Raw genomic sequence first — 23164 nt, 5'->3', positions numbered from 1 at the left:
TCAGTCGTACATTTTTACAAAAAAGGAAAGACTTTTGAAACCAATAAATGTGCTTTTGCTCTCGCGAGCCGACATCGTCGGACTCGAGTTAGCGCCTCATCAGGTTGTTGACGTGATTAAGCAAGCGTTGGTAGAACACGCCGCTGGTACAGTGGAAATGCATCCCAAAATCGGTGTCCATCCAACAGAAACGGATCCTGCGAATTTCATTCATGCCATGCCGGCCTATTTGCATGGCCTCGGTGCCTGTGGGCTCAAATGGGTCGGCGGATTTGTCAAGAACCGGCAATTCGATCTTCCCAATGTCACCGGAGTTCAAATCGTCAATGATACGAAGACGGGTATTCCACTGGCAATCATGGATTGTAGCTATTTGACGGGACTCAGGACGGCTGCGGTGAGCGCCATTGCTGCCCAATACTGCAGTCGAGCCGACGTTGAATCGTTAGCGTTGGTCGGTTGCGGCTTCGAGGGAACGATGCATTTGAGATTTCTTACGAACTTGGTCCCAACTATTCGAGAGGTCAGATTATACGACATCTTCCAACCCGCTAGTGTTGCCCTTCGTGAAGCAGCTAGTCAGTATTTCACTGGCAGTATTCGTGTTTGCAACGATCCACAATCTTGTCTGAAGGGAGCAGATGTAATCTCTACTTGTACCAACGGAGATGTTCATATCATTCAGCCCGAGTGGTTCCATGAAGGGAGCTTTGGCGTAGGGATTGAGGGTGGCTGTGCCTATACCGCAGAAGCGCTGCATCTCGCGGATAAATTTTTGGTCGACGACATTCCGTTGGCTAAATACTTCGATGATATCGGTAGAGATAGATTGACGGAGGACGGACAGCCTGATCCCGAGTTTCCGGGCGGGATGCCTCATGTCTACGCTACCATTGGAGAGGTCGTGGCTGGAAAGAAGAAAGGGAGGGAGAGTGACCGAGAGAGAATCGTAGCGGTTCCCATTGGGATGTCGATCTGTGATATTGCCTTAGCTCAATTGACCTTTCGTACCGCTCAAGAGCGAGGAGTCGGACAAGAATTTCGATTGGCGTAAGACCCTCGCTTGCTCCAATTCCGAGTTCGCGAAACAAGATCGTGGAGGAAATGCGATCAGCAATCCTGGAAAGTCACGCTATTGCGATCGTTTGCTGGAGCGGTTCGGAATCATGCGAGCACCCGTCACTAGCAATGATCAGGTCGTGGGCATTGTTAGCTTTCAGGACTTGGTGCTTCAGGGACTCACTTTGTTCGAAACGATTCTGACCAAACGATTGGCCAGTTGATGCGGCCGACTTTGTTTGTACCGGAGAGTTGGGGCGGCCATCAACTGTTGGATCGCTTGATGGCCGAACGGCAGCATCTCGCGGTCGTCCATGACGCGAATCGGTATGTTGTCGGCGTAGTAACCCTCGAAGACGTCATAGAGTATTTACTTGGTAAGCCAATCGTCGGCGAACATGATGCGCATCCCGAAATGCAACGAATGGCCCGCGAGCGATCGCGATTTCGTGCTCCAACATCCGAAAGATCCCCGAAAGAATAGAAGGCCACGGTCGTTCCGGAGGTGAGTTGGCTAACTGCTGCGGTGGAGACTTGGCGAACTAGCTGATGTCAAAGCGGAATACGCAAGTGAGTGGGTTCAGGAATTGGATAAGTTCCTAATAGGTTTTGATTTAGCGGATGTTTGTTGATCGTCTTCGGTAGCAACCTTGAGAATTGGGGGCAGGTCTAGATCTGCCCCAGATCTGCCCCCATTTTTCAAAGTTCATGTAACAAAGTTGTGCCGATCGGGCATCAGTAAAACGGAAAAGGTACCAGAGTCTTCTCAATCCATACGAAGTCCTAATTGGCATTGCACCAAAATGAAAATGCGCTGGCCACACTATGCTTGCCCCAAAGTCACGAACAATGGTCGCAGGCGAAAGCTGGGGTTTGAAACTTGTGAATCACGCAGGTTATTGGCGATCGACTTCGACCTGGTCGAAGACATCAACGCAATGCCCACTCTTTTGACGGCTAATCCCAGTCGCGTGACCATGGTGGGGTCGACTGGTTATTTTGTGGCTGACAACGGCCAGCATGGCGATGAACTATGGAAAACGGATGGCACGCCGGCCGGTACGACCATGGTCAAAGACATTCGCTTTGGTACCGCCTCATCGAACATTAGCCAGCTGACTAACGTCGCTGGAACTTTGTTTTTCAGTGCCAATGACGGTACCTACGGCAACGAGCTCTGGAGGAGCGATGGTACGGCCGCAGGCACGATCATGGTTCGCGATATTCAGGCCGTATCACTCTATACCGGGGGTAACTATATCAGTTCGGCTCCGACCAATTTGACCAACGTCAACGGAACCCTGTTTTTTGCTGCCACTAAGGACGGCAGTGGTGGCGGGCGCGAGCTTTGGAAAAGCGATGGGACGACGGCCGGTACGGTGCTCGTGCGCGATATTTACACTGGGGTCACCAGCTCGAATCCAGAGTATCTGACCAATCTTAATGGCACGCTCATTTTTGCTGCCACCAATGGCACATGGAGTCGTGAGATATGGAGGAGCAATGGCACGGCCGCAGGTACTGTTCTACTCAGAAACATTCACGCCACGGGCAGTTCCGACCCGAGCGATTTGACACGTCTTGGTTCCAATGTCTTCTTTGGAGCAGTGACCAGCACACAAGGTCGCGAGCTGTGGAAAACAGACGGCACGACTGCCGGTACAGTGCTGGTGAAAGAGATTCGCCCCGGTGCCAACCCTTCCAGTCCGTTTAATCTTACGGCCGGACAGTCTGTACTGTACTTCACAGCCAACGATGGCACGAACGGCTTTGAACTTTGGAAGAGCAATGGTACGGCGGCAGGAACCGTTATGGTCCGTAACATTCGCGCTGGTGGGTTGGACTCGATGCCCAGTCATTTGGCGACGATCGGCAATGCGGTTTACTTTGCGGCCAACGATGGTACAAACGGCGTCGAACTCTGGCGGAGCTTGGGGACCTCTGCCTCAACCACTCTGCACGCCGACATCAGGGGCGGTGCGGTCGGCTCGAATCCGGCTGAGCTGATCTTCGTGAACTCAACCCTGTTTCTCACGGCAACCAGTACTAATAGTGGAGCCGAGGTGTGGGTCGTTAATCCTATTGGAGGTGCGAACGTTGTGCGCGAGATCGCGCCGCGAGGTAACGGTTCCAATCCGCGCAACCTGGCGGACTTCAATGGTACGTTAATGTTTACTGCCAATGATATGGTCCATGGCGCCGAACTGTGGAAGAGCACTGGTTTGCCGGAGACCACGACACGTGTTAAGCCCACGATCGCCAACAGCTCATCACCGTTGCAGCTGACCAATGTTAGTGGCACCTTGTTCTTTACCGCCAACGATGGTTCCAGCGGTATCGAACTATGGAAGAGCGATGGATCGGCAGCAGGCACGAGCCGGGTTCTAGATCTTGTACCGGGCATCACCAGCAGCAACATCTCCGGCCTGACCAATGTGAATGGTACCCTGTATTTCGCCGCCAGCACAATTTTAGGCGGCATTGAATTATGGAAGTCAGATGGCACTAGCGCTGGTACTCAAGTGGCAGCAGGCATCGCACCGGGCAGTGCCAGTTCGTCACCCGGCAACTTGATCAATGTCAACGGGACTTTGTTCTTCACGGCTGACGATGGCTCGCGCGGTCGTGAGCTGTGGAAACTGGTTGGCAACACCGCACAGATTGTCCGCGACATCCGTACAGGGGCCGCCAGCTCTAACCCCAGTAACTTGACCGTAGTCGACGGTCGGTTGTACTTCACAGCCAATGATGGCACCAATGGTGTCGAACTCTGGACGAGCAATGGTACGCTCGCAGGTACCTTTATGGTTATGAATATTCGCTCCGGTGGTGATTCGACTCCAGTAAACTTGACGAACGTCAATGGCGATTTGTATTTCACGGCTGATGATGGACTGAGCGGACGCGAACTATGGACCAGCCAAGGCTTGATAGTGAGTCGAGTACTCGACATTGCGCCGGGAATTGCCGGTTCGAATCCTAGCAATTTAACCAACGTCAACGGTGCGTTGTTTTTTTCAGCCAACGACGGAGTCAATGGAACGGAACTGTGGCGTGCTTCCGCGGCGATGGCATCGCGCATCGCTGACATTAACCCCGGTGCAGGCTCATCCTCTCCGAGCGCGTTCGCCGAGCTGAATGGGGTCACCTATTTTCAAGCCAACGATGGAACGAACGGATTCGAGTTGTGGCGTACAGATGGTACGGCAGCCGGCACCAATATGCTGAGGGACATACGCGCAGGGGCTATTGGTTCGTTACCTTCATCCATAATCAATGTCGCTGGTCGGCTCTACTTCCGCGCTAACAATGGTACCAACGGAAATGAGCTCTGGACGAGTGATGGAACGTCGGCAGGAACTGTCCTCACGGAAGACTTCTTCCTCGGCACCGGCAGCGGCAATCCGGGGCAGTTGACCATGGTGGGTCATAAGCTTTTCGTGGTGGCGACAACCGATTTTGAAGGAACCGAACTGTTCTTCCACGATCTGTTGGCCGGCACCACCGGCAATGACGAGTTTGTACTGCGTTACTCCACCGCCATCGAAGGCAAGGTCACGGTAACACGGGCATCCGGTGTCGCAGCCGCCGAGACTCTGGGCGTTTTTCCGTATTCGTTGCCTTTAAAAATCGATGGACTGAGTGGCACTGATACGCTGCGTATCGAAACCAGTGCGGCCGCGGACGTGATTGAAATCTCTAGCTTGAGCAAGCGGATTAATGGTGCAAACTTGCAGCACCAGAACTTGGAAGTCCAAACGATCGCCGGTGGAGCCGGTGACGACGTTTACTCCTTCATGGAGAACTTCGGCGGTGTGCTTACGCTAGAAGAACATCATGACACAGCCGTGGGTGGTACCGACTGGATTAGCTTTGCAGGAAACACGAACCCTGTGTCGTTGAACCTGGCCAGCGAGACCCTTCAGTTAGTGATAACACAAGACCTGGCATTCGTTAAGCTCAACACTGCTACCAGCTTCGAGAACGCCGAAGGTGGAGACAACAATGATACCTTGCAAGGCAACGCGCTGAGCAACCGTCTCGATGGTGGTCCGGGAGATGACAACTTATTGGGTCAAGATGGTAACGATACGCTGTTGGGATTCTCAGGTGATGACAGCCTGACTGGCGGCGCTGGCAATGATGTTCTCAATGGTGGGCAAGACGATGATCGCTACATTTTCGCATCCACGACCAGCGCCGATTTCGATTCGCTATTGGAAAGCAGTGACGAGGGATTCGATACGTTGGACTTCTCGTCGATCGTACAAAATCTGACAGTCGATTTGGGCACAAGTCTTGTTCAGAATGTGCATTCCGACCGCACCATCATGCTCAGTTCTTCTGATAGCTTCGAGGGACTAATTGGCGGAATGGGAAATGATTTGTTGACCGGGAACAGTCAACATAATCTACTCAATGGTCGATCAGGTAGCGACACGTTGGCTGGGCTGACGGGCAATGACGCCTATGTTTTCGACCAGCCCATCGCCGCAGAAAACGATGTGATCAATGAGATCGGCGGACAGGGAGTGGATACCTTGGACTTCGGATCGATCACCAGCGACTTGACTCTGAACTTGGGTCTGGCCACCGTTCAAAACGTCCAGGTAAATCGGACGCTGCGGCTAAGCTCTGGTGGGGCCATCGAGAATGCAATCGGTGGCAGTGGCAGCGATACACTCACCGGCAATGCGGGCCACAACGTGCTTGCGGGTAACGACGGCAATGACACCCTGTTGGGCTTAACCGGCTTTGACACACTGCTGGGGGGCAATGGCTTGGATACGCTCAGTGGTGGTGATGGTGATGATCTATTGGTCGCAGGGCGCACTGACCACGACAAAGCAGTAGACAGCTTGATTGCAATCCGCGGAAAATGGAGTGCGGCATCTCCGTTTTCGACGCGCGTGACTAACCTGCGCACTGGTACGGGTCCCAGTTCGATATCACTAGTAGCCAATTCGAATGTTCTGGATGACGGCGGTTCGCTCGACACTTTGACCGGCGACGCTGGAGTGGACTGGTACTTCCGTGCGCTGAGCGATGTAGTTACCGATTTAGGTGGCGAGCTAGTGGATCTGCTCACGTAAGACCTACGCGAAAAGTGGGGTCAGGTCTCTAAAGTGTTACCTATGTCCTGAACCCGTAGCAATTACTTTATATGTAAAGTAAAGCGACTGAAGAAATGCGGTAAAGAGTGGGGTGAGGTCTGGGGCACCTGTATGACAGAATGTCAAATGGGTGCCAAAATGAACGACGGGAACTTGGGCACGAAATGAGCAGCGTGTGGTTTTCGTGCCTGCACTACCTGGAAGTTTGCGGGCACGAAATCAACATGAGAACCGTAAAATTCACAAGTCAATTCCAAGGGCAGACCTGACCCCACCTATCACTCTTCGTGTCAGGGCGTACTAAGCCTTGTTGGTTATGGTGTGTGCCTACCGCTATCCTCGATTCCTGTTTGTGCCCTAATCCCGAATTGGACGTGTCCACGTGCTTATTTGCACATCATCGATTCGCTCTTCGCGACGAAAGTCATTCTGGTCATGGTTGGTTGCGGTCCTGTGAAGCTTTCGCGTTTCGGAGACTGTCCTCGGTGACGTTAGTAAACGATTTGCCATTGAAGCGAAAGAGCCCGCCTGAGAAGCCGCACCAAAGTGTTCCGTGGCGGTCTTCCAGCATTGCCTGAAGTCCAAAGTAGCGGGTCCAGTGCGGCCGGTCGGTCTCATCGAATAGAGTGAATTCTTCTCCGTCAAGGCGATACGCTCCAACGTGCGTCGCGCCAATCCAAAGTTCACCAGCCCTGGTTTCATAAATTGTGTAGATATCGTTTTGGCTCAGTCCTTTGATGTCCGCAAATGAGGTGAATTTGTTTCCATCGAAACGGCAGATGCCACCGTCTCCAGTCATGTTGGGCTGGTACGATTGCATACAGGCGAACCAAATATTCCCCTGCCGGTCTTGCAGGATTCCGTTAACAGTGTTGCTGCACAGGCCATCTTCCTTGCCGAAATGTGTAAAGGTCTTTCCATCAAATTTGAAAGCACCGTAGCCGTCGGTGCCAAACCACAGGTTGCCATCCCGGTCGTGAAGTTTCATCGCCGGCCTACCGTTGAAGATGGCATAAGACGCCGTTTCCTTTTTGACAAACGGGACTTTGAATTCAACAAACTTGTTGCCGTCGAGACGATAAACGCCATGATTCATGTTGGCCCAGATGTTTCCGTCCCTGTCTGCCCGAACTCCGCCACCGCCAGCAGGCAAGGCGCTGCGTTCACCGGGTTCAACTGCTGGCAAACCCTCGGCGCTTCCCAATCGAGTAATCGTCTGGCCATCGAATTTGCAGATCCCTTCGTGCGTGCCCATCCACAGATTTCCGTCCTTGTCTTCCGCAAAACTCGTGACGACGGTACTGGGCAATCCATCTTTGGTCGAAAACCAGGTTAGCATTTTTCCATCGAAACGAACGGCTCCCTTTGCAATCGTACCAAACCAAAGGTTTCCTTTTTTGTCCTCGTGCGCTGCGACTACGTACTGAGCGATTCGGTCGGTATCGGTCTTTTTCAGATCAAGAGTTTTCCTGATCCATTCCGTCATCCTTGTTCGTTCCGATTGAGATGGTTGTTCGTCGTTTGCTGGTGGCATCATGCGAGTTTCTAACTGCTCGACAACGGCGGCGTAAACGCCCCGAAGTTTCGCCAGATCCGATTCGCTGTTGGCCTCAAGGAAATCGAGCCCTTCCATCGCTTTGGGCGCGTGACACTCAGCGCAGTACTTCACCAGCAGCGGCCGAATCGACTTCGCAAACTCGCCTGCAAATTCGCTACGTGGAAAAGCATTTAGACGCAACGGTTCTTGCGCGCCCAGCCACACAGTGGTTGCGGCAACAAGAATGGTGGAAACAACGATAGATCTGTACACAAGTAATCCTTCTGGAGTGTATGGAAGTGCAAAGCCCTAGTGAACCTCAATGGAGCCGTAGAATTCACGAATCAATTCCACGGGCCTTTCTTAGTCACTGGGAAAATCGATTTCCCGTCGTATCGAAAGAGTCCGAACACTCCGCCAATCCAGAAACGACCTTGCCGGTCTTCCATAAAACACTGAATCGCACCGCTGTTGAGTCCGTCCTTCCGATTGAAATTGGTGAAGGACTTGCCGTCATAGCGATATATTCCAGAGTGCTCAATTGGAAACCAGACGTTGCCTGATCGATCCAAGTGCAGTTTCCACGCCTCTGTGCCGATGACGCCATCAGCCTCGGTGAAGTGCTTGAATGATTTGCCATCCCAGCGGCAAACGCCATTATGATGAGTCGCAAACCAAAAATTGCCGTTCTTGTCTTCCAGGATATCGTTCAAGGAATTGTGACAGAGGCCGTCTTTCTCGGAGATGTTAGACAGGGACTCCCCATCGTAAATGTATGCACCGCCATTGGTTGCAAACCACATTTTGCCGCGGCTGTCTTGTAAGATGGCGTGAACAATCTTCGCACTGGTGACGCCTCGTGAGGGATCTGGTTCGGAAGCGGGAAGTTCAAATGGCTTAAACGATGTTCCATCGAATCGGCTGACTCCGTCCAACGTTCCAATCCAAACTAAGCCCTTGTTGTCGACTGTGATGCTCCACACATCGCTACCGACAAGGCCATCTTTTTCGGTGTAGTTCGTAAATGCTTTTCCGTTATATCTGGTGACCCCTTGTTCGGTTCCGAATAGCAGGTCGCCGTTCTGATCTTCAACGATCCCTCTAACCGCAACGCCCCCAAAGCCCTGTTTGATCGAAAAGTACTCCAGCGACTTTCCATCGTACCGACACACTCCGTCGCCATTGGTACCGAACCATAGATGCCCATTTTTATCCTGGAAGATCCTGCGGATGTAATCGCTGATCCGTTGCGGATCAGGTTGTTGAGATGGATCGCCTTCATTCAGTGGTGTTCGTTGCGAGCTTATGTTGCCTGGCGCCGACAATGTTGGCGCTTCTTGCGCCTGGCAATCCAGCAACATTACACACGAAAACGATACAAATAGGACTTGGATTTGAAGCAGACGGATCGGATGGAACATAGCGGGAGTATTCAGTAACACCCCTCGCTTCTCGGGTTTTTTCGGGATTCGCATGTGTTTCTCTAACTTAAGTGGCATTACCGGCAAACATTGATCAACGTTTCGCCGTAGGTACGATTGCTGGACAATCATCCTAACGATGCTGCGTTACAGTTAGCTGGAAATTCGTGGCTTGGGCAGCAACTCGAGGGGAATGCCAGCCTGTAACGGGGCTGCGTTAGTATGTTTGGCACTGCGCCGTTACCAACAATGGTCTGAGCAGACACTTGGAATTCGAATAAGATGCCGAATCAAGAAACGTCCTGTCCCGAAGTGGCCGAATTGACCGCGTTCGCCAATGGCGACCTCACCGATGCGAGACTAGAGCACTTGGCAAAACACATTGACCAATGCGAGTCGTGCGGAATGATCGTCGACGCGACTACGAAACTGGACGATTCCGAGCTGGTTGCCGAGCTTCGCGCTTTGAAGGTTCAGGCTTCTGACTTGAACACGACGAATGAACGTCACTCCAACTTGGTTCCCATACAGTTATTGAAAGCTGCTCGCCAGGCCATTGATCCTCTATCGCTTCCAGTCTCCTTGGATGCGGGTAGACGACTTGCAAATAGATTGAAGAGCGGCCCAGTTCGACTCGGACGTTTTGAATTGCTCTCCGAACTCGGCGTCGGTTCGTTTGGGTATGTCTTCAAGGCACATGATACGCAGCTCGATAGGTTCGTCGCCCTAAAAATACAGCGCGCAGGCACGTTTGCGACAAATGAGGAAGTCGAGCGGTTTGTTCGCGAAGCCCAAAGCATCGCTCGACTCAAGCATCCAGGAATCGTGACTGTTTACGATACGATACGTTCTGAAGAAGATATCTGTTATCTCGTGACCGAATACGTCGACGGGGAGTCTCTTGAAGAAAGACTGAAGTCCAAAGAATGGAGTTTTGAAGAAAGTGCCCACTTGATTGCTGCGATTGGTGATTCGCTGCAATACGCTCACGAAAACGGAATCGTCCATCGTGACGTCAAACCTTCCAACGTTTTAGTTGACCAACTTGGTACGCCGCATTTGATGGATTTTGGTTTGGCGAAAAGCGATCTCGACTTTGACGAGACTATGACATCCCTAGGTCGAATCATGGGAACGCCGGCCTACATGTCACCCGAACAAGCCTCCGGGGACTCTCGCAATGTCGATGCTCGAAGCGATGTTTATAGTTTGGGCGTGATGCTTTACCAAATGCTAACTGGTGAACTTCCTTTTCAGGGCAATCACCGCATGTTGTTACTTCAAGTGATGGAAGACGAGCCGCGATCGCCGCGAAAACTCAAAGCCGCCATTCCGCTCGATTTGGAAACAATTTGTCTTAAATCACTTTCGAAATCTATAACGCAGCGTTACCAATCAGCTGCGGAAATGTCGGAAGACTTGAGAAGGTTTACTCATCGCCAGCCGATCAAGGCGCGGCCATTGGGTAGGTCTGAGAAGCTCTGGCGCTGGTGTCGCGCCTTTCCATTGGCCGCAAGTCTGTTGGTTGCGGCTCCACTGGTTTCAATCGGTGGATTTGCATACCTGTCTTGGCTAACGACTCATTTCGTTCAAAGTACGGCTTTGGAAAGTACTCGCATGGAGGCCAATATGCTGGAGGATATCAACGACTACTACAGTGAAAGTGTGATTGGCCGAATCGATCAGAATCATATCCCTGTTACTCACAAGTACGCCTCGACACAAAATGCGCTACCGCTTCCTTTCACCTTCATGATTGACGCCGGGCGGCGTATCACGGAAAACGAATCGGGCATGCAAGTCAAAATTTACAGCGATTATCCATGGCGAAATGACTGCGGGCCTCAAAACGATTTTGAAGCTACAGCGATTCAAGCTCTAGGTCTCGGCTGTCGAACAGAGATCTCCAAAAGAAGCGATGTAGTGACAAGTCAAGTGATCGAGGAAAATCTTGATGGTCGTTCTTACTATGAATTTGGCGAAGTCGATGGCAAGCCAATGCTACGATACGCCCGAGCTCAAATCATGAAGCAGAGCTGTGTCGAATGCCATAACAGGGAACCGACCAGCCCCAAACGCGACTGGGTTGAAGGAGACGTAGCAGGTGTGCTTTCGATAACCAGGCCGTTAGCGCGAGACATCGAATCCACGCGATTGGGACTCCGGAGTGCGTTCAATCTGATTGCTGGCATCGCAGTGATGTTGACGGGTTTGACGCTGGTTGTTTTCTGGACGGCAAAACGCCGTTCGAACGACACGCTGGGAGCGTAGATAATGACAACGACTAGCGACAACGAACAACGCAATGCTACGACGAGCCTAACGCGCAATTACGTAAACTCACCTATGACCACATCAGGTCACAACGAAAATCGCGATGCCATAGACCCGAATCGAACTTCGCTTAGCCTGATCTCGCAAGCCACCAGACAAGACCCTGCAGCTTGGGAGCGATTGGTGAGCATCTACTCACCATTGGTCTACTTTTGGTGTCAGGAGTCTGGCCTGTCCCGCGCGGATTTGCAGGATGTGTTTCAAGAGGTATTTCATGCCCTGGCTCGCAATCTCAATAAATTCCGCCCGATTGAAAACGGTACCTTTCGCGGCTGGCTAAGGACTTTAACAAGAAACAAAGTGAACGACCATTTTCGCCATGCTGGGCTCGAACCTAAACCTATAGGTGGAACGGACGCTTTGAATTTCCTGAAGACAATTCCAGCCGCAACTCAGCGACGGTCAGCTTCGAATCACTCTTCCGCCATACACGTCGCAGACCCGTCAAACGAACGGGCCATCGTTGATTCAACACTCTGCCATGCGCTTTCCAATGTCCGCGTAAACTTCTCAGAACAGTCGTGGAAGGCATTTTGGATGGTAGTGGTAGATGGGCGTGAAACGGCTGATGTCGCGAATGATCTCGGAATGCTGCCCGGAGCCGTTCGAGTTGCTAAGTCTCGTGTTCTCAAACGCCTTCGTCTGGAACTCGGCGATTCCATTGACTAGTGCGAGCAGTGGTCAGAATCTTCTTTCAGCCATTCCTAGCGTTTACTGATTGCTCAAGTACATGATCGGTTTCGGCGACGTCAACAGCGTCGCTGAATAGTCGATGGCACGATTGGCAGCTACAGCTACAATTGGTAGCTGTCTGTTATGCCCCCGACCCGCACAAAGCCGACGGTGGGCTCAACTTCATGGCTCATCACCGTTGCAATCTGATGGACGGAAGGAGGAGGCAACGCAGCACCAAACTCCTTCGGTCATTATGTCAAACTACAAATTCAACGAAGACTATTTCATGAGAACAATGATTGGTACGGTTTTATTGCTGGTGATTGCCTGGACGATGAAAACGAAACCAAAGTTCTTCCTCGCCGCGGCGCTGTGCTTCCATTCGCCGAACTGCTTCGCCCAGCCACTGAAGGTATTTATCCTCGCTGGCCAATCGAACATGGAGGGACATGCGGAGATCCGCACCTTTGACTACATCGGCAAAGATCCGGCCACCGCACACTTGCTCAAGGAGATGCGCAATCCCGATGGAACGCTTCGCGTATGTGACAAGGTCTGGATGTCCTATTTGACCGGGCCTTATGATGGTAGTTCGAATGGCGAAGGCTTGGGGAAATTGACCGCAGGCTTTGGCGCACGCGGCGACCAACCCACCAAGGATGGTGGAAAGATTGGGCCTGAGTTCACCTTCGGTATCACTATGGAGAAAGAGCTGAAGGAACCCATCTTGATCATCAAGACCGCTTGGGGCGGCAGGTCGCTCAACACCGAATTTCGTCCCCCGAGTGCCGGGCGATATAAGCTGCCCAAGCAGACTCAAGATCAGTGGGACAAACATCCGCAGGGTGCCCACGGCATTCCCAAACTTGTGGATCGAAAGAAATGGCAAGAAGATAAGGACGCCGCCTCAGGTGTGTTTTACCGCATGATGGTTGAGCACGTGAAAAAAGTGCTGGCAGATCCCGCTCGGGTCTGCCCCGCTTATGATCCCAAAGTCGGCTACGAAATTGCCGGTTTTGTGTGGCTCCAGGGTTTCAACGATCTCGTTGATGGCCAGACCTATCCCAATGGCGAGTATGGTGAATACTCGCGCCTCTTGGCGCACTTCATCCGCGACGTGCGCAAAGACCTTTCCGCCCCGAAGATGCCATTCGTTATCGGCGTGCTCGGTGTTGATGGCGAGAGAAACATCAACTTCCGCACAGCCATGGCCGCTCCGGCTGCCATGCCCGAGTTCAAGGGCAATGTGGTGGCTGTAGACACCGCGCCTTTTTGGGATCGTGTCATCGAAGCCGCAGAACCTAAGCAGGGCGAGTATAACGACATCGTCGGCACGGCTCGCACATTAAAAGCAGATGGCACGCTCGATACGGAGCGGAAGTGGGATAAGTTCTGGAAGCCAATTGGCAAGCCTCTACCAGAGGAGCGAAATTGGCATTTTTTCACGGTCGATGCCACCGAAACGCAGGACAAACTGGACGAATTCACCGACAGGCGATTCCGTGACATCACACTGCCCGCCGGAATGGAGAATTGGTATAAGCCTGACTTCGACGACAGCCAATGGACAGCAGGCAAAGCACCTATCGGCAAGGGCGTATGGAACCACAGCGGAATCACGTTGGACAATTATTTATCCATATGGGGCAAAGAAGAATTCCTGCTCATGCGTTCCAGTTTCGAAGTAGATAACCTCGACTACGCTGCCTACCGCATCGCGATTTTGGCGCGACAAGGGTTTCATGTTTATTTGAATGGCCACAAAATTCACACCTACATTTGGTGGCAGGATAAACCGCAATACAGATCCATCGTCCTCGATAAAGAACAGACTCAATATTTGAAGAAAGGGAAGAACGTCTTGGCGGTTTATGCCAATGACCAATACTCCCCCGACTCCCCAGAACATTATGCCGCGCTCGATGCATGGATTGAGGGAATCACCAAAGCGGATCAGGAAAAGCTCGACCTCGCATTGGAGGAAGTCCTGTCACCCAAAGACAGGGAGGCACTTCAAGGCGCATCCAATGGCGGCTACCACTACTTCGGCAGCGCCAAAATCTTTGCGCAGATGGGCAAAGCGTTTGCCGAAGCGAACCTAAAACTCATCAAACAATAAGCAAGCAGAAGTAGAAGTTTCAGGTGCAAGTATGCGTTGGGAAATGAACCATGATTGAGATCAGACAGGCCGTTTGCTCCGACGTGGAAATCATCACCCACTTCAACATCGCGCTCTGCCGTGAAACTGAAGGACGGGAACTCGACCTGGTGACGGTTACCAACGGAGTCAGACGCTTCGTTTCCGAACCCAGCAGGGGACGGTATTTCGTGGCTGAGACCGACGGTGAAGTCGTAGGGCAAACCGCGCACACTTTCGAATGGAGCGATTGGAGAAACGGCGAGATCTGGTGGATTCAGAGTGTCTATGTGCATCCCCATTTTCGCAGCCAGGGCGTGTTCCGCGCTCTCTTCATGCACATTAAAGAACTCGGTGAAGCGGATGTAGATTGCTGCGGCATCCGCCTCTACATGGAGCGGGAAAACGATACCGCTCGAGAAAGCTACGGGCGCCTCGGTTTTAGCGAAACGGGGTATGTGGTTTTCGAGCGTTTGTTTTCCCGAATAGATGAAACCTGAACGGCTTGCCGTTGTGTTCGCGCTTTGGCAAAAAAATGTGAGGGCAGAAAGATGAAATCCAAAATAGGAATCAAGACTGAATCGAGTGTTTCCAAACCTAAGGTATCTTTCTGCCCATGCATCTTTTTGTCCTTACCGTCCAATTCGTTGCAGGCGCACACTTCCTGAGTTGATGTTTACCCACAATATGCTCAACTTGAAACTGTCGACGCTGATCAGGCGTCTCATGACAATTGACAAAGCGATGTTCAACACGTTCGGCCCCAAAGTTGATTAGCTTTCCGTGCGACAGGCCAGCTTCCACTGCCATCCTCGATCGCTTTCTGCACCGAGCTGAAATCATTCAGATCAACGGCAAAAGCTTCCGCTTAGAAAACTCGCAAAAAGCTTCAAAGGGTACCAAAGCGCCCACCGGCTCGACTGCCGATAAAGAATAGACCAAAGGATACCACGTTACCGGGATGTTCGATCTGTGAACCAAATTGGTACCCTTTGAGGCGCCTTTCGCTGGTACCCTTTGAGGCGCCCACTGACAACGGAACCGCAGTTGTCCTGATTGTGCCCTAATCTTGAATTGGACGTGTCCACGTGCTTAGCTCGGGCATAATACCCGTAGATCTGGGGCCAAGGGGTTGTAATTGCCTGACATGAAAAATCGAGCAATGGAACTCGGCATTGAGATAGAGTATCCTGGTTCATACACCGGCTTCGCAAAGAGCTTCGAAAAGCTCAGGAAGAACTGAAACGCCTTCGATCGGATCGCGACCAGTAGTAATGGCTTCATGACGAAAGCTTCCAATTCGCTTCATCCGAGAGTTTCATCAATGCCATACTTGGGTCGGGCTTGGTTCCGTTGCATTGTCTATTTCGCGTGGGTGTTGGTCGGTCAAGGTCTTCTCAGAGCCGAAACGATTGGCTATTGGGAGTTCAGTCAAGGAATGAATAGCTGGACCGCGAACGCACACATTCGCAACCTGCAGCATGGTGCAAATGGCGTGTCGATGGAGTTGCAAGCCCCAGATCCGTTCCTGACGAGTCCACAGATGGCTTGCCCAGCAGGAAAGGTGGTTTGCGTTTCTGTTCGAATGCTTTCAAAGGCCGGCTCTGTAGGGCAAATCTATTTTCGCCAACCCTTTTCGGAAGAACGCAGTCGCACGTTTGTGATTCAGAACGATGGTCAGTGGCATGAGTATCGCATTTGGCTTTCCACACTCGCTCCTGGTGCGCGAATCCGACTCGACCCCAGCTTCGATGAGGGCTTGATCGAGTTGGCCTGGATTCGCATCGAAGCGTTTGACGCAATGCCAGGTGAACTTTGGGCACAGCCACGCGAACTGCGAAGCAAAAAGTGCATCGGTGGAGGACTCTATACGGTCAATGGCGCAGAGACAGCAATTACTCCGCGATTCATCGCCGAGCATCCTGAGTTCAACGCGCACTATCCTTTCGATGGAATTGTTCTTCCAGCCGAATTGTCGCACGAGTGGGTCGATTCACTCGGCCTGACGAAACTGGGAATGCCACTGCGACCCGCCTTCCTTCACGAGTTGTTATGGAATAGCGTCAAAATTCCCGACGAGGCGGTCGCACAAACTCTGGCCGATCTGCAGAGGATGCGTCGCGGCAATCTAACCGACAACTTCCTGATCTTTGGAATGGTGGATGGTGCGCGTGGACTGCATACACCCAACCTGACGGATGATCACGATTGGGAAGCAATTCAGCACAATGCCGTTCTAGCAGCGCGTCTCTGTCGGCTTGGCAAGTTGAAAGGTCTTTGGCTGGATACCGAGCAGTACGGTCAGTATCGCTGGAGAACACAATCCGGAACACCTGAGTTCGAACCGGACCAGCCACAGGGGCTTCCTTTTCCTCTGGGGAAAGATTCACCCGAGGTGCTGCGCCGCCGTGGCCAGCAGTGGATTCAGGCAATCCAAGCGGAGTTTCCCGAAGTCAAAATCATGACGACATTTGCTTGGTCTCCCGATTCCAACAGCTACGGACCACTGAGCGGAGTCATTCCTTTCCTCGATGGTGTTCTAGAAGGCATTCAAGCACCCGCGGAGATCATTCATGGACATGAAAACACGTTCTATTTCGGTCATGCCCCTGGAACGACGCACACGTATGCAACGAAAGACGGCTTTCCGGGCGATCGAAACCGATACTCGACTGCGCGAGCTGAAATTCGAAACTGGCGCTCGCTGAGCAATAACCCAGCCAAGTATGACGCGTTTGTCAAAGTAGGAATGGCTGCATGGGTCGAAGACCACCCATGGAATACGCCTCCGGGCTGGCCCAACGGAACCAAGGCATCCCTGTGGTCCAACTTGCCGTTAGCGCTTGTTGCCAGCGACGAGTATGTTTGGGTGTGGAGCGAACATACCAAATATGGCCAACCTGATAGGAACGAAGTGAATCCATTTCTCGCTTCGCTAAATAACCAAACTCGAAACATACCGATGTCGCCGGTATCGACGTTTGACGAGCAATTCGATTCTGATCCGCTGGCGCGCGCTTGGTACTTCGACTTTGACATGTTAAGCATCGGCCGCAAGGCAACTCCCGTGGATGAAGCAGCCGTCATGGATCCATCGACTGTTCCCTACGGCTGGGACAAGCGGACGAAGTGCCTGAAGATTGCGGGCGAAAGCTCAAAGAAGCTGGTCCATCAACGCCGTCGTTACGTACGAACCGTCGATCCAGCGGACATTTGCAAAGCCTTCACCTTCGCAGTGGACTTCCGCATCCAATCCTTCGGCGACAACCAGCGAAACCCAATGATCATCGGTTTTTCCCAAAGTGAATTACTATTAGACGAACACTCGTTGACTCTTCGAATCTCAAGTCCAGAGAAGGTAGAGTTGGTGCTGGCTGCGCAAGGAAAAATCCTCAGATTACCTGTCGTGCAGCATGACTCCCTACGCCCCGACACTCCCTATCGATTTGAATTAACTTGCAACCCAGTGAAGAAGCAAATTCAAGCCGATCTAAGGACCCAGTCCTCACCTCAACAGCGGTTTGCAATCGAAAGTTCCGTCACGGAAGCGATGCTCCCATGGACGCTCGATGAATTGGGGATTGCCATCGACGAACATGGAGAGACTTCCGAGCATTTCTATCGTTTCCAAGTCGATGCCATGCAATTCAATTTTTAACTGATGGCTTTTCATATGGGTGATCTCATCGAGTTCATGCCCAGCCACAACACTTCAAAGCCGCTGCTTCGCAGTCAAGAGCATTGAGATTGGAAGCGGCGACTCGAATTCACCAGCTTCAGTCAAGTCATTAGTCAACGGGAAAAAATTTAAGATTACAGAAACTTGTGACGAATCGGACCTCAAACTATCCGACCTCCGCGTTAATTTGAACATGGGCCTTGGATGGCTCGAGAAACTGTCTTAGTACTTCCTCGTCTGACTTGTTCGGTTTAAATGGCTAGTTCAAGTGTGTAGCTTCCAGAGCTCAATGACGATGTGTCGATGGCAAAGGTACCCAGTATGAAAAGCGGCGCTGTGGAGCTAAAGTGCAGTTACGCAAGAAGATCGCAAATTTTCCCGAGGCCGCTTTGTTAACATTGTCACATCTCCATTCGCTCTTCGAGAGGATCAGCTCTGTCGTTCTGGACGGTGGATTGGCAACCGAACTTGAGCGGCAAGGCCATGATCTCAATCACGCGCTTTGGTCGGCTCGATTACTACTTACCGATCCGGGTGCCATCCGTAATGCTCACCGCGCTTATTTGGAAGCGGGCGCGATGTGCATCACAACTGCCAGTTACCAGGCCAGTATTCCTGGACTGGCTGCCGCCGGAATACCAGAAGCGCAGGCCAGGAAACTGCTAAGGGATTCCGTGTCTATCGCGCAGCAAGCGGTCGCTGACTTCCTTGGCAGCCCATCGAGACGTGGTGAAATCGATCGACCGCTCGTGGCCGCGAGTATCGGCCCCTACGGCGCGTTCCTGGCAGATGGATCCGAGTACCGAGGAAACTATGGAATCTCCGTTGATGAACTAAGCAACTTTCATGCGGAACGACTCGACGTGATTTGCCAGATGCAACCGGATCTGTTGGCGTGCGAAACGATCCCCTGTGCGCAAGAAGCCGAGGTACTGCGCGACTTGCTAACGGAATCGAGCGACACGATGGCTTGGATCAGCTTTTCATGCGTCGATGGTGAACGCATTTGCGATGGTACTCCTATACAAGAATGTGCGGCCCTATTCGAGAATTGCCCACAAGTATTTGCGATCGGTTTGAACTGCACTGCCCCGCAGTATGTCCGTTCGCTGATTGAAAAGATCCGAATTGCCGCCCCGAGCAAACGCGTGGTTGTCTATCCAAATTCGGGACAGGTTTACAATCCGCTTGGCCGAGTATGGACGGGTACGACGAGCGCAGCAGATTTTGGTGAACTGGCCAAACAATGGCTCGATGCAGGAGCAACTCTTATCGGCGGATGTTGCCAAACGGGGCCAGAGCACATTCGCGCGATTCGGGAAGCGATACATCCCGCTTAAAACCCTTCATAGCCGCAACATCGCGCATTCGAATCCAAATTAGGTTATGATCTTCTCGCAAGTCACGAGGCGGAGAGTTTTGGCAAGAAAATGGGGGCAAGAAAATGAAGACTCAACAACATCTTCTTGCCCCTATCTTCATGCCAATTGTTAGACGTCGCGAGCTATGGGTTTCTGTAAGCGGTTGTGAAGGTGGCGGTGCGCTTGTCAAATTGACGGAAACGATCAATACCGCTTCACAAGCCGGAGAGTTTTGGCAAGAAAATGGGGGCAAGAAAATGAAGACTCAACAACATCTTCTCGCCCCTATCTTCTTGCCAATTGTCAGACGTCGCGAGCTATCGGTTTCTGTATGCAGTTTTGAAGGTGGCGGTGCGCTTGTCAAATCGACGGAAACGATCAATACCGGTTCAGAAGTCGGAGAGTTTTGGCAAGAAAATGGGGGCAAGAAAATGAAGACTCAACTACATCTTCTTGCCCCTATCTTCTTGCCAATTGTCAGACGTCGCGAGCTATCGGTTTCTGTATGCAGTTTTGAAGGTGGCGGTGCGCTTGTCAAATCGACGGAAACGATCAATACCGGTTCACAAGCCGGAGAGTTTTGGCAAGAAAATGGGGGCAAGAAAATGAAGACTCAACAACATCTTCTTGCCCCTATCTTCTTGCCAATTGTTAGACGTCGCGAGCTATGGGTTTCTGTAAGCGGTTGTGAAGGTGGCGGTGCGCTTGTCAAATTGACGGAAACGATCAATACCGCTTCACAAGCCGGAGAGTTTTGGCAAGAAAATGGGGGCAAGAAAATGAAGACTCAACAACATCTTCTTGCCCCTATCTTCATGCCAATTGTTAGACGTCGCGAGCTATGGGTTTCTGTAAGCGGTTGTGAAGGTGGCGGTGCGCTTGTCAAATTGACGGAAACGAACAATACCGGTTCACAAGCCGGAGAGTTTTGGCAAGAAAATGGGGGCAAGAAAATGAAGACTAGACAACATCTTCTTGCCCCTATCTTCTTGCCAATTGTCAGACGTCGCGAGCTATCGGTTTCTGTAAGCGGTTGTGAAGGTGGCGGTGCGCTTGTCAAATTGACGGAAACGACCAATACCGCTTCAGAAGGCGGAGAGTTTTGGCAAGAAAATGGGGCAGGAAAATGAAGACTCAACTACATCTTCTTGCCAATCCAAATTAAGCCGTAACATCGCGCGCTCGAATCCAGATTAGGTTATGATCTTCTCGCAAGTCAGAAACCTGGCTGTTTGGACTTTGTGGGGAAACATCTGATGAAGCCTGCATTCCGTATGTTAGTGCTCTTAGCGTGTTCATTGGCTTGGATCGAATGTCCGCAAGTTGGACTCGCCCAAGAGCAGAAACCAGGCTTGGTAGCCAAGCTGGTATGTCCAGTGAATCCTATCTTGATTCGCAACCAACATGGCCCATTGTTGTCGGCCATCATCGACGTTCCCTCTGGCAAAGCCACGCGTTTAATTTCCATGGTATTCTCCTTCGACGGAACTGATGAGCTCGAGGACATCCAGGCTGTACAACTTTTTGGGACCGGTGATGAACTGGCATTTTCGCCGACATCACCTATCGGAGATTCGGTTGCCCCTGCCCGCACGTTGAAGATCGCCGTTGATCGTCCATTGACTGAGGGGCGAAACGTGTACTGGCTGTCGTGCCGCTTGAACGACTCGGCCAGACTTGGACAGCGCGTGGCGGCGACTTGCACTTCAATAACAACCTCCGCAGGCGGCATCCTTCCCCAGTCAGACGTTGCTAATGCGTATCAACAGATCGGAGTCGCCTTACGCAAGCATCAAGAAGATGGTGTCCACACGTATCGGATACCGGCTCTTACCCGATCCAAAACGGGGACGCTGCTGGCAGTCTTCGACATGCGCCGTCGCGCCGGTCGCGACTTGCAGGAGGACATTGATATTGGGCTCAGCCGAAGCACCGATGGCGGACAGACCTGGGAATCGCCGCGCGTCATCATGGATATGGGCACTTATGGGGGACTGCCACAGTCGCAGAATGGTTGTAGCGATCCTGGCATCATTGTCGACCAACAAACAGGCGAGATATTCTGTTTCGCAGTGTGGATGAACGGCAAACCGGGGCATCACCAAAGGACTGAAGATGGATCGGAACCTGGTTTCGAAATTGGTAAATCCGCGCAGTTTATGATGGTCCGTTCCACCGACGACGGCCTCACATGGTCGCAACCGGAGAACTTGACGCGACAACTGAAACAGGAATCGTGGTGGTTGCTCGCACCCTCGCCACAAGCTGGCATTTGCCTGCCTGATGGCACGCTCGTCATGCCCGTTGAAGGCCGAACAGGTCGTGACACCTTGGCCACGTTCGCGACGATTATGATCAGTCGCGATCATGGTCGGAGTTGGACAGTCGGCACGCCCGCCTACAGCGGCGGAAATGAATGCCAGGCGGCGCTGCTGGGCGATGGTTCGATCATGCTGAATATCCGCAATGATCGCGAGCGCTTTCGGGCGGTGGCGGTGACAACAGACCTCGGCCAAACTTGGCAACCGCATGTCACGTCGCGTAACACGCTGATCGAACCGAATTGCAACGGTAGTCTGTTGCGGGTCGACTATGAGCGTGACGGCCAGCACCAACACCTACTTCTGTTTGCCAATCCACATTCACAACAAGGCCGCACGCATCAAACTGTGCAAGTCAGCTTCGACGACGGACTGACATGGCCGGATTCGCATCACGTTTTGATGGATGAAGGGCAAGGTGCTGGCTATCCGAGTCTGACAAGTATTGATCGTGATCATGTGGGTATCGTGTATGAAGGCAGCCAAGCGCATCTCGTGTTTCAAAAGCTGGCCATCGTCGATCTCGTTGAACCGGCTCGCCGTCATGCTTCTCGAGATGTTTGGCAACGGAAGGTGTCGAAAGAAGGAGCAGAACTTCTAGAACAGCGCAGAAAATCACCGCCGTTCGGCGATCAAGGCTTTGATCTTGAGCAACTGCGAGCGGGCATGAATGCTAGACAACAACCAACTGTTCCGGGATTGGTACTGACCAAGGTCAACGTGGGCGCAATACCCTGTGAATGGGTCGTAACGCCAGGCGCGGATCCCGACCTCCGACTGTTGTACCTTCATGGCGGAGGATGGGTCTCGGGCTCCGGTGGCAACTATCTGCCGCTGGCTGCGGAAATCTCACTCGCCGCCAAGTGCGTCGTTCTGCTGCCCGACTATCGACTGGCACCGGAGCATCCTTTTCCTGCAGGGCTCGATGACTGCGTCGCAGCTCACGAGTGGTTGACGGCGAACGGTCCTGCGGGTCCCAGTGTCGCCACGGCAACTTTTATCGCAGGCGACTCAGCTGGCGGCAATTTGACATTGGCCACGTTGCTGGCTCTCAAACAACGGCAGAAGAAGATTCCAGCTGGTGCTATTTCCATTTCACCCGCCACGGATTTTACTTTGGCGAGCCAATCGTTGAAATCGGTTTATGATCCAATCATCAGCTCAAGGACGATGCCCGAATTTCGCGACCGCTATTTGCTAAAGTCGGACCGCCGCGATCCACTCGCATCGCCGCTGTTTGGCGACTATCGCGGGCTGCCACCGATCCTGATTCAGACCGGTGAGCACGAAATGTTGAGAGATGACAGTATTCGCGTGGCCAAGAAGGCTCGAGGCGACGGCACTCCAGTTTCTCTAGAAATCTGGCCAGGCATGATGCACGTCTTTCAGATCCGAGGGCTTCCTGAATCATCTGCAGCGATAAAAAGAATTGGTGAGTTCATCATTAGCCTTAAATGAGCAAATCAAAGGGGGGCAAAAAAGCGCCTGAGTTCTACTCTTGTCGGAGAATAGGAGCTCATCAATTT

At 52.2% G+C, this 23164-nt stretch carries 14 protein-coding genes; 12 read left to right on the top strand and 2 right to left on the bottom strand.

All coding sequences use genetic code 11. The features are described 5' to 3' along the window. Positions 1-34 precede the first annotated feature (34 nt). The 3 genes from SH573x_RS16520 to SH573x_RS16510 all read left to right on the top strand — a co-directional run bounded on the left by SH573x_RS16520 (position 35) and on the right by SH573x_RS16510 (position 6152). The gene (locus SH573x_RS16520) at positions 35-1054 is read left to right on the top strand and encodes an ornithine cyclodeaminase family protein (protein ID WP_479348720.1); all 1020 of its coding nucleotides are present in this window, start codon (positions 35-37) and stop codon (positions 1052-1054) included. A gap of 228 nt (positions 1055-1282) precedes the next feature. Then, positions 1283-1543 carry a CBS domain-containing protein gene (locus SH573x_RS16515; protein WP_479348718.1) on the top strand — a complete coding sequence of 87 codons (261 nt, stop codon included), beginning with the start codon at positions 1283-1285 and terminating at the stop codon, positions 1541-1543. Between the two features lie 319 nt (positions 1544-1862). Next, positions 1863-6152, top strand: coding sequence for an ELWxxDGT repeat protein (locus tag SH573x_RS16510; protein WP_479348717.1), 4290 nt, complete (start codon positions 1863-1865; stop codon positions 6150-6152). Positions 6153-6606: 454 nt separating this feature from the next. Here SH573x_RS16510 and SH573x_RS16505 read toward each other — a convergent pair whose 3' ends face one another. Next, complete coding sequence (locus SH573x_RS16505) at positions 6607-7806, bottom strand: ligand-binding sensor domain-containing protein (protein WP_479348716.1); 1200 nt, start codon at positions 7804-7806, stop codon at positions 6607-6609. 248 nt (positions 7807-8054) lie between these two features. Further along, entirely contained in the window at positions 8055-9185 is a 1131-nt protein-coding gene (locus SH573x_RS16500) for a ligand-binding sensor domain-containing protein (protein WP_479348715.1), read from the bottom strand. 228 nt (positions 9186-9413) lie between these two features. Between SH573x_RS16500 and SH573x_RS16495 the strand changes: the two genes are divergently transcribed. From SH573x_RS16495 to SH573x_RS16455, 9 genes are all read left to right on the top strand, one after another. Then, positions 9414-11402, top strand: a complete 1989-nt coding sequence (locus SH573x_RS16495; RefSeq protein ID WP_479348714.1) for a protein kinase domain-containing protein — start codon at positions 9414-9416, stop codon at positions 11400-11402. Between the two features lie 3 nt (positions 11403-11405). Then, a complete protein-coding gene (locus SH573x_RS16490) occupies positions 11406-12134 on the top strand; it encodes an RNA polymerase sigma factor (protein WP_479348712.1) in 729 nt (242 codons plus the stop codon). A gap of 259 nt (positions 12135-12393) precedes the next feature. Then, a complete protein-coding gene (locus SH573x_RS16485; protein WP_479348711.1) occupies positions 12394-14259 on the top strand; it encodes a sialate O-acetylesterase in 1866 nt (621 codons plus the stop codon). Positions 14260-14309: 50 nt separating this feature from the next. Then, positions 14310-14777: a GNAT family N-acetyltransferase gene (locus tag SH573x_RS16480; protein WP_479348710.1), complete on the top strand. Its 468-nt coding sequence runs from the start codon at positions 14310-14312 to the stop codon at positions 14775-14777. A 233-nt stretch (positions 14778-15010) separates the two neighbouring features. Further along, on the top strand, positions 15011-15214 hold the full coding sequence (locus tag SH573x_RS16475) for an ATP-binding protein (protein ID WP_479348709.1): 204 nt from the start codon (positions 15011-15013) through the stop codon (positions 15212-15214). 387 nt (positions 15215-15601) lie between these two features. Further along, complete coding sequence (locus SH573x_RS16470; RefSeq protein WP_479348708.1) at positions 15602-17935, top strand: hypothetical protein; 2334 nt, start codon at positions 15602-15604, stop codon at positions 17933-17935. A gap of 368 nt (positions 17936-18303) precedes the next feature. Continuing rightward, a complete protein-coding gene (gene mmuM, locus SH573x_RS16465; protein WP_479348706.1) occupies positions 18304-19296 on the top strand; it encodes a homocysteine S-methyltransferase in 993 nt (330 codons plus the stop codon). A 104-nt stretch (positions 19297-19400) separates the two neighbouring features. Further along, positions 19401-20447 (top strand): hypothetical protein, encoded by a 1047-nt coding sequence (locus SH573x_RS16460; protein ID WP_479348705.1) that lies wholly within the window; start codon positions 19401-19403, stop codon positions 20445-20447. A 126-nt stretch (positions 20448-20573) separates the two neighbouring features. Continuing rightward, the gene (locus tag SH573x_RS16455) at positions 20574-23096 is read left to right on the top strand and encodes an alpha/beta hydrolase fold domain-containing protein (RefSeq protein ID WP_479348704.1); all 2523 of its coding nucleotides are present in this window, start codon (positions 20574-20576) and stop codon (positions 23094-23096) included. The last annotated feature ends 68 nt before the right edge of the window (positions 23097-23164 follow it).

The organism is Rania fehmarnensis (genome assembly GCF_056494185.1).
The sequence above is the reverse complement of the archived record's forward strand: the minus strand, read 5'-3'. Positions and strand labels throughout refer to the sequence as shown.

Bases quoted from the DNA above. Each gene is read 5' to 3' on its own strand.
- SH573x_RS16505 (WP_479348716.1), bottom strand. From the start codon at position 7,806: ATGGAAGGGCTCGATTTCCTTGAGGCCAACAGCGAATCGGATCTGGCG.
- SH573x_RS16460 (WP_479348705.1), top strand. From the start codon at position 19,401: ATGAAGACTCAACAACATCTTCTTGCCCCTATCTTCATGCCAATTGTT.
- SH573x_RS16455 (WP_479348704.1), top strand. From the start codon at position 20,574: ATGAAGCCTGCATTCCGTATGTTAGTGCTCTTAGCGTGTTCATTGGCT.
- SH573x_RS16470 (WP_479348708.1), top strand. From the start codon at position 15,602: ATGCCATACTTGGGTCGGGCTTGGTTCCGTTGCATTGTCTATTTCGCG.
- SH573x_RS16495 (WP_479348714.1), top strand. From the start codon at position 9,414: ATGCCGAATCAAGAAACGTCCTGTCCCGAAGTGGCCGAATTGACCGCG.
- SH573x_RS16485 (WP_479348711.1), top strand. From the start codon at position 12,394: ATGTCAAACTACAAATTCAACGAAGACTATTTCATGAGAACAATGATT.
- SH573x_RS16515 (WP_479348718.1), top strand. From the start codon at position 1,283: ATGCGGCCGACTTTGTTTGTACCGGAGAGTTGGGGCGGCCATCAACTG.
- SH573x_RS16480 (WP_479348710.1), top strand. From the start codon at position 14,310: ATGATTGAGATCAGACAGGCCGTTTGCTCCGACGTGGAAATCATCACC.
- SH573x_RS16490 (WP_479348712.1), top strand. From the start codon at position 11,406: ATGACAACGACTAGCGACAACGAACAACGCAATGCTACGACGAGCCTA.
- SH573x_RS16500 (WP_479348715.1), bottom strand. From the start codon at position 9,185: ATGCGAATCCCGAAAAAACCCGAGAAGCGAGGGGTGTTACTGAATACT.
- SH573x_RS16510 (WP_479348717.1), top strand. From the start codon at position 1,863: ATGAAAATGCGCTGGCCACACTATGCTTGCCCCAAAGTCACGAACAAT.